Here is a 15,179-nt window from a genome sequence, read left to right as displayed (position 1 = left end):
GAAATGAATTAAAATCATAAAAATGATTCCAAAACGGAATACTCAAAGATGGACGTTCGTACGCTGCGTTATTTCGTCGAAGTGGTCCGCCAGCAAAGCTTCACTCGTGCGGCGGAAAAGCTGTTCGTCACCCAACCGACTATCAGCAAAATGCTGCGGCACCTGGAAGAAGAGCTGGAGTGCACACTGATTGTCCGCGACGGGCGACGCTTACGCCTGACCGACAGCGGTCAGGCGCTCTATCAGCGCGGGCTGAATATCCTCGAAGAGTTTCGGCAACTGGAGGCCGAACTCGAGGACATTAATTCCCTGAAATCAGGCCACCTGCGGCTGGGCATTCCGCCGATGGTGGGCACACAGATCGCGCCGCTGATCGGCAGTTTCCGTCAGCAATATCCGGGCATCGAACTGGTCATCTCTGAATTTGGCGGGCTGACTGTGCAACAGGCAGTAATCTCCGGCGAACTGGATCTGGCGCTCACCGCCCTGCCCGCCGACGCAGTACCTTCTATCGCATCGCTTCTTCTCTTCAGCCATCCGCTATGCGTAGTGGTGCCACGCACGCCGCACTGGCAGAACCGCAATAGCATCGCCCTCAGGGAGCTGGCGGAAGAAAGTATTCTGATTTACAACGAAGATTTTGCGCTTTACCGGCAGCTGATGGACGCCTTTACTGCGCAAGGTTTCATTCCGAAAATCGCCGCCCGCAGCGGGCAATGGGACTTCCTGGCTGCGATGGTGCAAACCGGCATGGGTGTGGCGATCCTGCCCGAACCCATCTGCCAGCGACTGGATAAAAATGAGCTGATGTGGCTGCCGCTGGTGCCTTTGATGCCGTGGCAGCTTGGCCTTATCTGGCACGACGGTAGTTACCTTTCCAACAGCGCGCAGGCGTGGATTACGTTGTGTAAGGATTACTGGAAACCGGCGCAAGGCTGTTATAAATGAAAAAACCCGCTCAGGGCGGGTTTTTTTATCACTATCACTTATCTGCTCAGGCTCAGGGCCTTCATCGCTGTCGCAAGTGTTAGCGTAATTATCGGCAATTAAAGCGCGATAACATTAGCTGCTGACGGGCCTTTAGCGCCGTTCTCGATAGAGAACTCTACTTTTTGGCCTTCGTCTAAGGTTTTAAAATCGCTGCTCTGAATGGCGGAGAAATGTACGAACACGTCTTTGCTGCCGTCTTCAGGAGTGATGAAGCCGAAGCCTTTTTCAGGGTTAAACCATTTTACTAAACCAGTCATTTTGTTAGACATAGATACTTCCTTTCATTTTTTTGAGCCGCTTATGCAGCAAAGATGGCCTGTTTTGCAGAGATTTACTTATTGGGCACTTAGGAGGAGGCTCATGAAGAAGGGTATCTAGGATAACGCTTGAAATGAGGACTGCTTTACTAAAACTGCTTTCATAAGGTCTGTGTTCCAAACCGATGGCATCATAATAGGCCTGGTTTGATTTTTTAAGCAAGGATTAATTTTTGATGAATAACTAAGCAGACAAGCGTTCGAAGCACTAACCAGGATGAGGACAGGGGGAAATTCAGTATTGATGCAGAAACAATAAAAGCCCTGACCATTGCAGTCAGGGCTTTTAAGGTACTACGAACTTAAGATTTAACATTAATGGACTTACGAATTATTACTGCTTATGGTACTACTTTTAAATGCACACGTTTACCAAGATAATATCGGGTTAATACTAACTAAAACCTCCCTCTATTTCCCATTTAAACCACACCAATCCGATAATAAACTCGAGAATGGCACCTTAAACAAGTACATTTCCCCTCGCGACATATATTTTTGATGCATGGCCTTACTTTCGTTGCGATGACTTAACTAAAAAACCCAAAACCAAAATCGCAAACAATTACTTTTTGTATCATGGCCTTACATCGTCGCGCTATCGTCACTACTTTGCGATTTACTCTATCAACTACAGAGCCTTAAAGCATTGCCGATATAAGATTTTAGACTTTTCTTAATATCGGACACCCATACAAAAACACTTCGTGGCCTTTATCGCAAATAACACCTTACACATATCTAAAACTTATCAACTACAACAGCAAACTACCGTATCGCCGCTGTTGAAGGCTAATTTACGGATTTTTGAAACAGTGTCAACACTGTTATTAATAACATGTTTTTATTAACATGTTTTTATTAACAGCATGCGTTAATCGTCGCGTTTTAGGATGCTGCTTATTCCTTTACCCTTTGGATACACCCGTGAAGCTAATGACGCAGATTGCCCACAAAATGTCAAAAGGACAGGTGATGGCCCGCTTGCTAAAGCGGGCTTTTTACACTCATCCGGTGGACGTTACACTTCTTTTTCCACGAGGAGAGCTTCCAGCAAATCGAGATCGTGCAGCAGTTTTTGCAGCGTCTCGTTGCTGATTTTTTGCGTGGCGCGCAGGTGATACAGCTCGCCACGTTCAGCGCGCAGCGCGGTCAGGCGGAAACGACGCTCGAGGTTTTCCAGCTTCAGTGCGGTTTCCATATCATCACGGTTTGCCGTCCTTCGCCGCAGTGTCCCGATCACCCGCGAACTGATTTCCTTCAGCGTTTGTTCATCGATGTTCTCTTCGGTATCGGCCGCCAGACGTTCTTCCATCTTGTGCAGGCTTTCGATCGCCACCTCCGCCGCGATGGATTTCGCCATGCGCTCTTCTTCGCGATACGCAGAGCCATCGGCGACAACCACGCCTTTGAGCAGGAATGGCAACGCAATTACACCGGCAATCAACGAGAAAAGAATGACGCCGGTCGCCAGAAAGACCAACTGATAGCGCGACGGGAAGGCAGAACCATCGGCCAGGAACAGTGGAATCGAAAGCACACCGGCAAGGGTAATTGCCCCACGTACGCCGGCGAACGATGCTACCCACAGCTCACGCGTGCTATAGCTGCCGAAAAGTAGCGGTTTCTTTTTCAGGAAACGGTTGCTGAAGTTCTTCATCACCCACAGCCAGACGAAACGCAGGATCAGCAGCGCGAAGTAGATAATCCCGACGTCGGCGAACAGGTGCCAGGTCACGATAGACGGATCATGCGTTGCCTGATCGATCGAGTTTTCCAGGATACCCGGCAGTTGCAGGCCCAGCATGATAAACACCATGCCGTTGAACACAAACTCAAGCATCGCCCAGACGCTGTTGGCACGCAGACGCATCGCCAGTGGCGCGTTACGGATAATGCCGGACTGGCTGATGGTCATACCGGCGGCGACGGCGGCCAGAATGCCCGATACACCGATGTGTTCGGCAATCAGATAAGACGCGAATGGCAGCAGCAGCAGGAACACGATTTGCGTGGCCGGGTCATCTCCGCTCCAGCGGCTCATGATGCGCAGCGATTTACTGTACAACCACGTCACCGCGACACCGGCCATCAGGCCGCCGATGGCGACTTTCAGGAACTCGACGCTCGCCCCACCGACGGTGAAGATCATCGTGCCCATTGCCACGGCAATGGCGAATTTCAGCGACACCAGACCGGACGCGTCATTCATCAGCGCTTCACCTTCCAGCACGCTCATGATCGATTTCGGTATGCGGCCCTTGCCGACAATCCCGCCCAACGCCACGGCATCGGTCGGTGACAGCACGGCAGCCAGCGCAAACGCAGCAACCAGTGGAATATCCGGCACCATCATATATATCAGATAGCCGATACCGACGACGGTGAGCAGCACCAGTACCAGCGCCAGCCCAAGTATTTCGCGCCCGTGGTGGAGGAATTCACGGGTCGGGGTTTTCCAGCCATCCGCGAACAATAACGGCGGAATGAAGAGGACTAAAAACAGTTCCGGGTCGAAATCCACGTGCAGACCAAAATTCGGCCAGGCCAGTAAGGCACCGACGGCGATCTGCATTAATGGAAGAGGAACCTGAAACGGCAACATTCTGGTTACGACACCGGAGAGCGACACCACCAGAATCAAAATCAGAATGGTAAAGAATATTTCCATGCTTTCCTTAGACTCTTGTTTTTATGATTTCAATCAGACGGGGTCTGACACACAGAGGGAATAGTAGATCAAAAAAGGGCAGGATTTAAATCAGACTGTGCGATTACGCCGCAGACCACGTGTGTGGGAAGCTCAAATTCAAGGTCGTGGGTTTCCACTTACACAAGCCTTAGGGGCGGCTTTAAAAGCGGATCGCGTAAGTTTCGGTTTCTCAATGGCGGTGATCGCTTAACCCGCTGCGCCGAAACCGCCCAAAGAGGGCCAGGACGGGCCCTCTTTGGAATCTCCACGTCTTTTAAAACATGCGCTATCGCTGGAACGATGGACGTGTTCTGTAATTAACGCGTGTGGCGCAAAACCCTGCCGCTGCGCGGTCCCTTCTCTCGGTCCTGAAGCCTTTGGTCTTCAGGCCGCTCCGTTCAGCAGGATTTTTAAATCGCGCCATCTCACCATTTTTAAAGACAAAATAAATATAGATAGATTGAGCAAAGAGTTTGGATTTTTTGAAATGATCCGAACCGGTGAAGTTGTGACCTAAGAAGCCACTGGCCGCTTTCAAAAATCACGCCGAGGAAGAGGTGGAAAACCGCGCATCTTTTTGCGCGGGTTGTAACCCGACCGGAGGGCACCGCGCAGCGGCGGGATTTTGCGGCAATAGCAGGAATTTCTGAAACAGAGCCGGGATGCATGGCACTGGTTTGAAAAAGCGAGGGGAGTGCAGAGGGGAAAAGTTTTTCCCCTCTGCTCGGTTTCGGCGCAGCGCGTTAAGTGATCACCGACCGTGAGAAACCGAAATTTTCTCAGTCAGCCCGCCGGTGCAACCGGCCAAAACCGCCTGATGCCCGGCCAGGCATCAAATCGCCCATCCACCCGCATAAAACACCACCAACGCCACCGCGATGATCACCGTCCCGACGTTAAGCTTGCGCCATTCCCCCGAGAAGATACGGCCAATCACCAGCGCGCTGAAGCCCAGCATGATCCCCGTAACGATGTTGCAGGTCAGTACGATAAATACCGCACATAACAAACCCGCCATAGCATCGACAAAATCAGTGAAATCCAGTTTGTTAACGTTGCTCAACATCAGCAGGCCGACGTACATCAGCGCTGGCGCGGTAGCGTAAGCCGGCACCAGATAAGAGAGCGGAGACAGGAACAACATCAGCAGAAATAACACGCCGACAACGGTGGCCGTCAGGCCGGTTTTACCGCCCGCTGCCGTACCTGCGGCAGATTCGATATAGACCGCAGCAGGAGAGGCGCCAACCAGGGAAGCGAAAATGCTGCTGACGGAGTCGGCTGTCAGGGCTTTACCGCCGCTGATGATCTGACCCTTTTCGTCCAGCAGATTAGCCTGCCCGGCGACAGCACGGATGGTGCCGGTGGCGTCGAAGACCGCCGTCATCACCAGCGCCAGAACGCTAGGCAAGACTGCCGCTTTCATCGCGCCCATGATGTCGAGATCGAAAATCACTGATTTGCCATCCGCGCCCGCCAGAGAAGGCATCGCGAACAAGCCCTGATATTTCACTGCCGGATCGAAAATCAGACCGATAATGGAAATCGCGATGATCACCAGAAGAATGCCACCCGGCACGCGCAGTTTTTCAAGGCCGAAAATCACCGCCAGACCTAGCAACGTCATGACCACAGGGAAAGAAGTGAAGGCACCCAGCGCGACAGGCAAACCGTCTAAAGGATTTTTCACTACCAGACCGACACCGTTGGCAGCGATCAGCAGCAGGAAAAGACCAATACCGATGCCTGTCCCATGCGCAACGCCCATCGGCAAATTGCGCAATATCCACGAACGGATCCCGGTGACCGAGATAATCGTGAACAACACGCCCATCAGGAAGACCGCGCCCAGCGCAACCGGCACACTGATGTGCTGGCCGAGCACCAGACTAAACGCAGTGAACGCCGTCAGCGAGATGGCGCAACCAATCGCCAGTGGCAGATTTGCCCACAGCCCCATCAGCAGGGAACCGAAACCGGCGACCAGACAGGTCGCGACAAACACAGCGGTCGGAGAGAAACCCGCTTTGCCGAGCATAGACGGCACCACAATCACCGAATACACCATGGCCAGGAACGTCGTTAACCCGGCGATCACTTCCTGACGCACGTTACTGCCACGCGCACTGATTTTGAAATAAGCATCAAGCGGGCCCTTTGGCGCAATCGCGCGGCCCGTTTGAGGTTGTTGACTCGACATGGAAAATCCTCTGGATGTCTTTACTGAATAGCCTGCGTGGTCATTATGAAACCGTTTCTTCACGTTCGCTTCCCTACCTGCCGTGATGAAAACCGACAAAACCGGCCTCAACACCTCAGGGCAAACGTTTAACTCACATCGCGTATGGCGGGACTAAAATTTGGCGCAAACGATTATCCGGCCTCTTATACCCTCTTTTCAACTCCGTTTGCCGACAATTTACCTTTGTCCGGTCAATAAAAATGCAGATTTGCTGCAAATTTAATCCCGTGGCGATTTACTGAACGGTATCGGTTGCGCATGCAGCAACGGTAATGGAGAAATCGAAGGGATGGGAAAAGGAAGGAAGGCGGTATCAGAATTGAAAACTGACGCTGAAAAAGAAGAAAGAAAACCAGAACAGCGAACTGAGAAATGAAAATCAAAAATAGCATGATTGTTTTTAAGGGTTATTTTTAAAAGCGTTCATTAAGTAAAATACTTTACTGATGAACGCCCGAAATAAACATAACAGCAGTGTTAAAACTCAGCGATGTTTAAAATGCCTAACGCATTATCGTAAATGGCCCTCCAGTTCCCAGGGCTTTTTGATAAGCCGGACGCGCCGTGACATTGGATAACCACGCATTCAGATGAGGATATTTGCCCAACCCGGCGCGCGCATTGATGGCTTCGACCGGGAAACTCATCTGTATGTCAGCCGCGCTGAACTGATAACCCGCGAAATAAGGATGGGTGGCGAGGTGTTGCTCGAGGTAATCCATGTGGGTCACCAGCTGCTTGTCGATGTAATTTTTCTGCACGCCCTGCCCGATAGCACCGGCAATCGGACGGATCAGCCACGGCATCGGCGGCTTACCTAATCGGCCAAATATCAGCTTCATGACCAGCAGCGGCATTAGCGAACCTTCAGCATAATGCATCCAGTAACGGTATTGCTGGCGCTCGGCAAATGCGGTCGGTTTGAGCAGCCCTTCTGTATCATAAACTTCCTGCAAGTATTCAATGATTGCGCCCGACTCGGCAAGGATCAGCCCGTTGTCTTCCAGCACCGGTGATTTTCCCAAAGGATGCACTTTTTTGAGTGAAGCGGGCGCCAGCATGGTGGATTTATCCCGCTGATAACGCTCAATTTCATAAGGAACGCTCACTTCTTCCAGCATCCACAGAATTCGCTGTGAACGTGAATTATCCAGATGATGTACTTTAATCATAATTCTGTTCCATCCCGTGACGTTTAATTATTTGTTAACTATAGACAACAGTTTCGCTCTCTGTTTATCACGCTTTTAAAAACCCCGCATTTCACAGGTGTAATTTTGTGGCTCTATTTTTTTATTTAATTAAATTCACTTACAGATTAATCTTAATTACACGAAAAACTCTCTCGTGACTTCATTCGCGTTTAATAACTCTATTGCGATTATTGCCGAATATAAAAATAGCCCGTCGTTTTTGACCCCTGCTTGTGTGGAGCCTTACATGTTTTCCAGTAATTACAACAATGTGCTGGTGATGTTCTCATTCATTGTTGCAATGCTTGCCTCTTATACCGCGCTGGATATGGCGGGTCGGGTCGCGACCACTCAGGGAAAGGCCTCCCGTCTCTGGTTAACCGGTGGCGCTATCGCCATGGGGATCGGTGTCTGGTCGATGCATTTCATCGGAATGCTGGCATTCAATTCAACAGTATCAATGGGATATGACCCTTTCATCACCTTATTTTCTATGCTCATCGCCATTATCTCTTCCGCCTTTGCGCTGTGGCTGGTGTGCCTGCAACAGCTGCCGATGATGCGCTTACTGGCCGGTTCATTGCTGATGGGTGGCGGGATTGCCGCGATGCATTACACCGGCATGGCGGCGATGCGCATGATGCCCGCGATCGTATACAGCATACCGTGGGTGATGGTTTCTGTGCTGGTGGCCGTGGTGGCCTCGGGCGCGGCGCTGTGGATGGCGTTCCATTTACGCCAGCAGTCGCCGAATGTGCGTTTGTTGCGCATCAGCGCGGCAGTCATCATGGGCACCGCGATTGTCGGAATGCACTATATCGGCATGGCCGCGGCCAGTTTCCCGCCGATGAGCCACAGCATGGCGGCGTACAGCGGCGTGGATAACAACTGGCTGGCGTTGCTGGTAATTGTAGTGACGCTGGCAATACTGGCGATCACACTGATTATCTCGGTGCTCGATGGCCGTATGCAGGCGCGTACCTCGGTGCTGGCCTCTTCACTGGCGCAGGCCAACCGCGAACTGACGCAGCTAGCGCTGCACGACAATCTGACCAAACTGCCAAACCGTTTATTGCTCGAAGACCGCCTCGGCCAGGCGGTGCAGAAAGCGGTACGTGAGGAATCCGAGTTCGCAGTGCTGTTTATCGATCTTGATGGTTTTAAAGCGGTGAACGACGCCTTTGGCCATCACATTGGCGATCAGTTGCTGATCTCGGTGACCGAGCGTCTGCTTTCGCATGTTCGTGCATCGGATACGCTCGCACGTCTGGGCGGCGACGAATTTGTCCTGCTGACCGAAATCACCGAGCCGACCGACGCCTCACAGCTGGCGGATAAACTGGTGCATCTGATTGCTCGCCCGTTCTACGTTTCCCGCTATGAGCTGCTGGTCTCCGCCAGTATTGGTATCGCGGTTTACCCGGGCGACGGCGAGAACGAACGCGAGCTGATGCTCAATGCCGATGCGGCGATGTACCACACCAAAAACTCCGGGCGTAACGGCCACAGCTTCTTCCAGCCGTCAATGAATGCCAATGCACAGAACCAGCTACAGATGCTGAACGATCTGCGTCTGGCTATCGAACACCACGAGCTGCGCCTGCATTATCAGCCAAAATTTATCGCACCTTACGGGCCGGTCAGCGGTTTCGAAGCCCTGTTGCGCTGGGAGCGCGAAGGTAAAACCCTCAGCCCGGACGTGTTCCTGCCGCTGGCAGAAAAAACCGGTCTGATTATTCCCATCGGCGAATGGGTTTTGAATGAAGCCTGCCGCCAGCTGCGTGAATGGCACCTCGACGGGCACACTACCTGGACGGTAGCGGTTAATCTTTCCGCACTGCAATTTGAGCAGGCAAATCTGGTGGAGATGGTGATCGATACCGTGGAGCGTCACCACATTCCACCGGCGATGCTGACGCTGGAAGTCACCGAAACCACCGCGATGCGCAACCCGGACGTCAGCGTGGCGATCCTCGAGCGTCTGACTCAGTTTGGCGTGAAAGCGTCGATTGATGATTTCGGCACCGGTTATTCCAGCCTGCTGTACCTGAAACGTTTACCGGCCAGCGAGCTGAAAATCGATGGTGCCTTTATCAACGATCTGATTGCCGGAAGCGAAGACGCCAGCATTGTTTCAGCGATTATCGCCCTCGGCCAGACGCTGAATCTGAAAGTGGTAGCCGAAGGTGTGGAAACCGCCCAGCAGCAGGATTTCCTCACTCAGCTGGGCTGTGACACGCTTCAGGGCTACCTGCTCGGACGTCCGATGACGCCTGAGCAAATCGCCCGGCACCCGGATTCGGCGTGGGATCCACAGCTTTCCATTACGCAACAACCCTGAAGCGCCTCTGACTTATTCGACCGCCGTGCGGAAAAACCGCACGGCATTGCGCAACTCGAGACTTTGTTCCGTCAGCGATTGCGCCGCCGCAGCGGCCTGTTCCACCAGCGCGGCGTTCTGCTGCGTCACCCTGTCCATCTGATCCACCGCAATCCCGACTTCATGAATGCCAGTATGTTGCTCGGTGCTGGCGGTAGAAATCTCACTGACGATCCCCGCCACTTTATTCACTGAATTCACAATTTCGTTCATTGCATGGCTGGCACGATCGGCCTGCTGCGACCCTTCGGCGATTTTTGTCACCGTGCCGTGAATCAGGTTTTTAATCTCCTTCGCTGCCTGTCCGCTTTTTTGCGCCAGCACGCGCACTTCGCTGGCAACGACCGCAAACCCTTTACCTTGCGTGCCCGCCCGCGCCGCTTCAACCGCCGCATTCAGCGCCAGAAGATTGGTCTGGAAGGCAATCCCTTCAATCACGCTGATGATATTGATGATTTCATTCGAGCTGCCGGAGACGTCGCGCATATGCGCCTGCATCCCGCTGACGATCGACCCGCCCTGTGATGCCGTCTCAGACGTCGCGTGCGCCAGCTGGCTGGCTTCACGCGCATTCTCTGCATTCTGGCTGACTGTCGTCGTGAGGTTCTGCATGTTGGCGCTGGTCTGCACCAGCGACGCCGCCTGCTCTTCGGTGCGCTGCGATAAATCGATGTTGCCCTGCGCAATCTCGCTGGCAGCGTGATTTATCGACTCGCTGCCACTCATAATCTGATGGATAGTCTGATTGAGCTGCTGATTCATGCTGCTCAGCGACGCCAGCAAACTGTCCTTATCGCCGGGGCGCAGGATAATGTCCGTCGCCAGATTCCCCGCCGCAATCTCCTGCATGATTGACGCCGCATACGCCGGTTCGCCACCCAGTTGCCGGTTAAGATTTCGCGCCAGCAACAGCGCCATACCGAGAGACAGCAGCAACGCCACAATCACCAGCACCAGAAACAGCACGCTGGCGGCGTGATAATGGCTGCGTGCAGAGGCAGCCGCCTGCTCGCTGTTGCTCACTTCGTCTTTGACCAGAGTGGCCAGATCGGCCATCAACTGCGTGCGGTATTTACGCGAGTTGTCACCGCTGATTTGCGTAGCCTGCGCAATATCATTGCGCTCCATCGCTTCAATGACCTGATCGTTCGCCAGCGAAAACTGCTCAAAGTTAGCGATGATTTGCTTAAACAGCGCCGACTGACTGCCGCCGCTGTTCAGGTTGCGGTAAGCATTTTCAGCGGCTTTAAAGTTCTCCACCGCCTGCATGATTTCTACCCGATGGCCGTCGCGCGACGCTCCCTGCGGGGAAGCAATATATTGCACCTGTTGCAGGCGCAGCTCGGCCAGCGTGCCGCGCATCACCAGCGGGTACTGAACGCCCGGCAAACGGTATGCCCGATAGTCTTCAATCTGCTGATTAATGTTCTTCAGCTGCCAGGCGGAGGTCGCCGCCAGAACCAGCATCAGGGAAAGCACGAGCGCAAACGCGCCCAGCAGGCGGGCAAGCACGGAAAGTTGGGTCAATTTGTTCATCAGGACACGACAAAGTGAGTGACAGGAGTCAGAGATAACGGCACGGCGGAGAGGAACTTTATGGTGAAATGAAACAATATTTCATTTTGTTAAATGCGATTATTTATCCTGTAATCAGCAGGTTACCGGACGAATTCAGAATGTTACTTAACGGGAGGAAAGTATGAGGATAACAACACTTTTCCGCTTTGCCCCCGGAAATGACCGGGAGCAGTGTGCAAAGGAAATAAAGCCCTAGCGCGGCTCGAAATCCGGCCATAACGTTTCTGCCGTCGCCATCAGGGAAGGCGTTCCGGCAGCGATCGACATATGGCGATAATTTTCGTTTCCGGCCGGGCCGGTAAAGCGGACAACGGTTTGCAGCCCGGCTTCCTGACACAGTACCGCGCCACCGGCGATATCCCACAGCGTGGTGCGGCGTTGCAGGTGGCCGTCGATCATTCCTTTGGCGGCGAATACCATGCCGATGGTGGTGCAGCGATAGCAATGCACCGACCACTCTGCGGCGCGCAGCCCGCGATAAAACGCCGAAGCTTCATCCAGCTTGTCGTCAGAGCTGTCGCCCAGCGAGACAATCTGCACGTCGCTAAAACGGTCATCACGGCGGAAAGGTTTGCCGTTGTGGAAGATGCCTTTAGCGGATTCTGCGGCAAACAACTCGTTCAGCACCGGTAACGCCACCACGCCGATCACTGGCTGTTTGTTCTCAACCAGCCCGAGCGATACGCCCCACAGCGGCGAACCGCGCAGGAAATTCGACGTGCCGTCAATCGGGTCGATCACCCAGCAGGCCGCATCCGTCAGCACGCCGCCCATCTCCTCACCGATGACGGCATCCTGCGGGAAATGCTCAGCCAGCTGCGCACGGATAAACTGCTCTACCGCCACATCGGCCTCCGACACGAAATCCTGCGTGCGTTTACTGCTGACTTCGATGCTGTCGCGACGGTTAAAAAATCCCAGTGCCAGTTCAGCGGCCTGAGCCGCAATATGGCTGGCTTTCGCCAGACGCACGGACATTTTGGTATTCGTCATTATCAATCCTGATTTCAGTCTGAGGGGAAAATCGCTCTCTTAGAATGTACCTGATTTTCTCAGGGCTGGATGAAGGCAGTATGACAACCGGCGCGCTGATCATTGTCTGAAGGCTTGCCAAAACAGCCTAAAAACCTCTATATCTTTATGCTCAACGTTTCTGATTCCCCCGGAGAATGCCATGCCCGATGCCGCCCATTTGCTGCCTTTTTTACTGATTTGTGTCGGACTGGTGCTCACGCCCGGCCCTAATATGATTTACCTGATATCGCGTTCGCTGTGTCAGGGCCCGAAAGCGGGTCTTATTTCGCTCGGCGGTGTAGTGGTCGGTTTTTTGTTTTACATGGTTTTTTCAGCGCTGGGCATCACCGCATTGCTGATGGCGGTGCCGTTTGCCTATGACGCGCTGCGGATTTGTGGCGCGGCATACCTGCTGTATATGGCGTGGAATGCGGTGAAGCCCGGCGGGCGTTCACCGTTTCAGGTGAAAGATTTACCGCGAGACAGCAACAAAAAGCTGTTCACCATGGGGCTGGTGACCAATCTGCTGAACCCCAAAGCCGCCGTGTTGTATTTGTCTTTGCTGCCGCAATTTATTGTGCCGTCACAGGGGCATGTGCTGATGCAGTCACTGGTGCTGGGCGGATCGCAAATTATGGTCAGCTTTACGTTTAACGCGCTGATTGCGGTTTCGGCGGGCTATATTGCGGCATTTCTGGCCGGACGGCCTCTGTGGATGGTCATTCAGCGCTGGCTGATGGGCGCAGTGCTCGGCGGGCTGGCGGTGAAAATGCTCACTGAAGGCCGTAAGTAACTTTCTTTTTTGCGACAATGCCGTTTCCAAAAGCGGCATTGTCGCCGGTCATATTCATCACGCCATTAACGTTATATAATTCTCTGCATAACGAAACCAGAGGATTTACCCGTGCGCGCTTTTTCTTCCACTGTTCTACTCGGACTCGTTCTGAGCCTTGCTTCGCATTCCGCTCTCGCTTCCCGCCAGATAACCGACCAGCTGGGTCGTCAGGTCACGATCCCCGATCGGGTCGATCGCGTGGTCGTGCTGCAACATCAGACCCTTAATCTGCTGGTGCAACTGGACGCCACAAAAGATATCGTCGGCGTGCTGAATAACTGGCAGCAGCAGCTCGGCAGCGACTACGTGCGTCTTGCACCGTCTCTGGTAAAAACGCCGGTGGTGGGCGATCTGACCAGCGTAAATCTGGAAAGCGTGGTGGCTTTGCATCCGCAGGTGGTGTTCGTTACCAACTATGCGCCGCAGGAAATGATCGACCAGATTAGCCAGACCGGCATCGCCGTGGTGGCGGTTTCACTGCGAGATGATCCGAAGGGCGAAGAACACAAAATGAACCCGGCGCTGCCGGATGAGGACAAAGCCTATACCGAAGGGCTGAAGAAAGGCATTCAGTTGATTGGTGAGGTGGTGAACCGCCAGAAACAGGCGCAGGCATTGATCGACTATACTTTTTCACAGCGCCAGTTAACCGGCGAACGGCTGAAAGCCATTCCGGCTGACCAGCGCATTCGCACGTACATGGCCAATCCTGACCTGACCACTTACGGTTCCGGAAAATATACCGGGCTGATGATGGCCCGTGCGGGAGCGATGAACGTGGCCGCCGCGACGGTGAAAGGTTACAAGCAGGTATCTCTGGAACAGGTGATCGCCTGGGATCCGCAGGTGATCTTCGTACAGGACCGATATCCGCAAGTGGTCGGGCAGATAATCAGCGATCCAAACTGGCAAAGCATTGACGCGGTGAAAAACCATCGTGTGTATCTGATGCCGGAATACGCCAAAGCCTGGGGCTATCCGATGCCTGAAGCGATGGCGATTGGTGAATTGTGGATGGCGAAAAAACTCTATCCGCAAAAATTCACCGACATCGACATGCAAAAGCAGGCGAATGCCTATTATCAGCGCTTCTACCGGACGGATTTCAAACCCGCCGCAGAAGCCCCGCACGCCGGGAAATAATCGTCTTCTCCGGCATCGCGCTTATTTTCAAGCAATGTGACAAGGAGATCTGATGACCAAAGCGATCAAAGTGCTCGCCGCAGGCAGCCTGCGACGGGCATGGGCACCTCTGTGTGAGGCGTTTCTGGCACAAACCGGCACCAAAGTGGTGACGGAATTTGGCCCCGCCGGGCTGCTGCGTGAGCGAATCGAAAAAGGCGAGAAACCGGATTTGTTCGCCTCGGCCAACACCACGCATCCGCTGGCGTTGCAACAGCACGGTAAGGCGTTGAGCGTGGAAACGTTCTGCGGCAACAGTCTGTGCGTGACGGCGCGCAAAGGGCCGGATCTGGAGAAGCTGAACTGGCTGAGCGTACTGCTGGATCCGCGCTTTCGCCTCGCGACATCGACACCGCTGAGCGATCCGTCCGGAGATTACACCTGGAAAATGTTCGAGCAGATCGAACGCCGCCACCCGGATGCCGGTGCGGTGCTGCGCAATAAAGCGTTGCGACTGGTGGGCGGTGAGAACTCGGCGAAAGTGCCGGAGGGGAAACTGGCGGCAGAATGGTTGATTTGTACCGGGCAGGCCGACGTGTTTATCGGCTACACCAGTTACGCCACCCTGCTGCGGGAAAACGACGAGCTGGAAGTCTTTAATATTCCTGCGGATTACAACGTGCGCGCCAGCTATGCACTCGCCACCTGTACCGAAAAAGCGCAACCGCTGGCGGACTTCATCCTGTCAGAAACCGGCCAGCATATTTTGCAGAACGCCGGTTTTTGCGGGAAGCATGCGGTGATGCCTGACTGAAA

Annotated in this window: 11 protein-coding genes; 5 read left to right on the top strand and 6 right to left on the bottom strand. The window is 53.5% G+C overall.

Translation table 11 applies throughout. The features are described from left to right. The first annotated feature begins 48 nt into the window (after positions 1-48). Entirely contained in the window at positions 49-948 is a 900-nt protein-coding gene (locus ACMHLI_RS17255; RefSeq protein ID WP_413530520.1) for a LysR family transcriptional regulator, read from the top strand. Between the two features lie 98 nt (positions 949-1,046). Here the strand turns inward: ACMHLI_RS17255 and cspE are convergent, their stop codons facing one another. The 4 genes from cspE to ACMHLI_RS17235 all read right to left on the bottom strand — a co-directional run bounded on the left by cspE (position 1,047) and on the right by ACMHLI_RS17235 (position 7,413). Next, on the bottom strand, positions 1,047-1,259 hold the full coding sequence (gene cspE, locus ACMHLI_RS17250) for a transcription antiterminator/RNA stability regulator CspE (RefSeq protein WP_056779359.1): 213 nt from the start codon (positions 1,257-1,259) through the stop codon (positions 1,047-1,049). A gap of 1,069 nt (positions 1,260-2,328) precedes the next feature. Further along, complete coding sequence (locus ACMHLI_RS17245; RefSeq protein ID WP_112168408.1) at positions 2,329-3,978, bottom strand: Na+/H+ antiporter; 1,650 nt, start codon at positions 3,976-3,978, stop codon at positions 2,329-2,331. Positions 3,979-4,831: 853 nt separating this feature from the next. Then, positions 4,832-6,199 (bottom strand): NCS2 family permease, encoded by a 1,368-nt coding sequence (locus tag ACMHLI_RS17240; RefSeq protein ID WP_112168410.1) that lies wholly within the window; start codon positions 6,197-6,199, stop codon positions 4,832-4,834. Between the two features lie 545 nt (positions 6,200-6,744). After that, positions 6,745-7,413 carry a glutathione S-transferase family protein gene (locus ACMHLI_RS17235; RefSeq protein ID WP_413530519.1) on the bottom strand — a complete coding sequence of 223 codons (669 nt, stop codon included), beginning with the start codon at positions 7,411-7,413 and terminating at the stop codon, positions 6,745-6,747. A 268-nt stretch (positions 7,414-7,681) separates the two neighbouring features. Here ACMHLI_RS17235 and ACMHLI_RS17230 point away from each other — a divergent pair, with 268 nt between their 5' ends. Beyond that, positions 7,682-9,775, top strand: coding sequence for a putative bifunctional diguanylate cyclase/phosphodiesterase (locus ACMHLI_RS17230; RefSeq protein ID WP_413530518.1), 2,094 nt, complete (start codon positions 7,682-7,684; stop codon positions 9,773-9,775). 12 nt (positions 9,776-9,787) lie between these two features. Here the strand turns inward: ACMHLI_RS17230 and ACMHLI_RS17225 are convergent, their stop codons facing one another. Both ACMHLI_RS17225 and ACMHLI_RS17220 read right to left on the bottom strand, forming a co-directional pair. Then, positions 9,788-11,350: a methyl-accepting chemotaxis protein gene (locus ACMHLI_RS17225; protein WP_413530517.1), complete on the bottom strand. Its 1,563-nt coding sequence runs from the start codon at positions 11,348-11,350 to the stop codon at positions 9,788-9,790. Between the two features lie 234 nt (positions 11,351-11,584). Next, positions 11,585-12,385, bottom strand: a complete 801-nt coding sequence (locus tag ACMHLI_RS17220; RefSeq protein WP_413530516.1) for an inositol monophosphatase family protein — start codon at positions 12,383-12,385, stop codon at positions 11,585-11,587. 181 nt (positions 12,386-12,566) lie between these two features. Here ACMHLI_RS17220 and ACMHLI_RS17215 point away from each other — a divergent pair, with 181 nt between their 5' ends. From ACMHLI_RS17215 to modA, 3 genes are all read left to right on the top strand, one after another. Continuing rightward, entirely contained in the window at positions 12,567-13,199 is a 633-nt protein-coding gene (locus tag ACMHLI_RS17215) for a LysE family translocator (RefSeq protein WP_112168415.1), read from the top strand. A gap of 111 nt (positions 13,200-13,310) precedes the next feature. Further along, positions 13,311-14,384, top strand: coding sequence for an ABC transporter substrate-binding protein (locus ACMHLI_RS17210; RefSeq protein ID WP_413530515.1), 1,074 nt, complete (start codon positions 13,311-13,313; stop codon positions 14,382-14,384). 52 nt (positions 14,385-14,436) lie between these two features. Next, positions 14,437-15,177, top strand: coding sequence for a molybdate ABC transporter substrate-binding protein (gene modA, locus ACMHLI_RS17205; RefSeq protein ID WP_413530514.1), 741 nt, complete (start codon positions 14,437-14,439; stop codon positions 15,175-15,177). Positions 15,178-15,179 lie beyond the last annotated feature (2 nt).

The sequence above is a fragment of the Rahnella inusitata genome (assembly GCF_965118895.1).
In the GTDB taxonomy this organism is placed as follows: domain Bacteria; phylum Pseudomonadota; class Gammaproteobacteria; order Enterobacterales; family Enterobacteriaceae; genus Rahnella; species Rahnella inusitata_A.
Note: the sequence above shows the minus strand (reverse complement) of the source record. Positions and strands in the feature narration are given on the sequence as shown.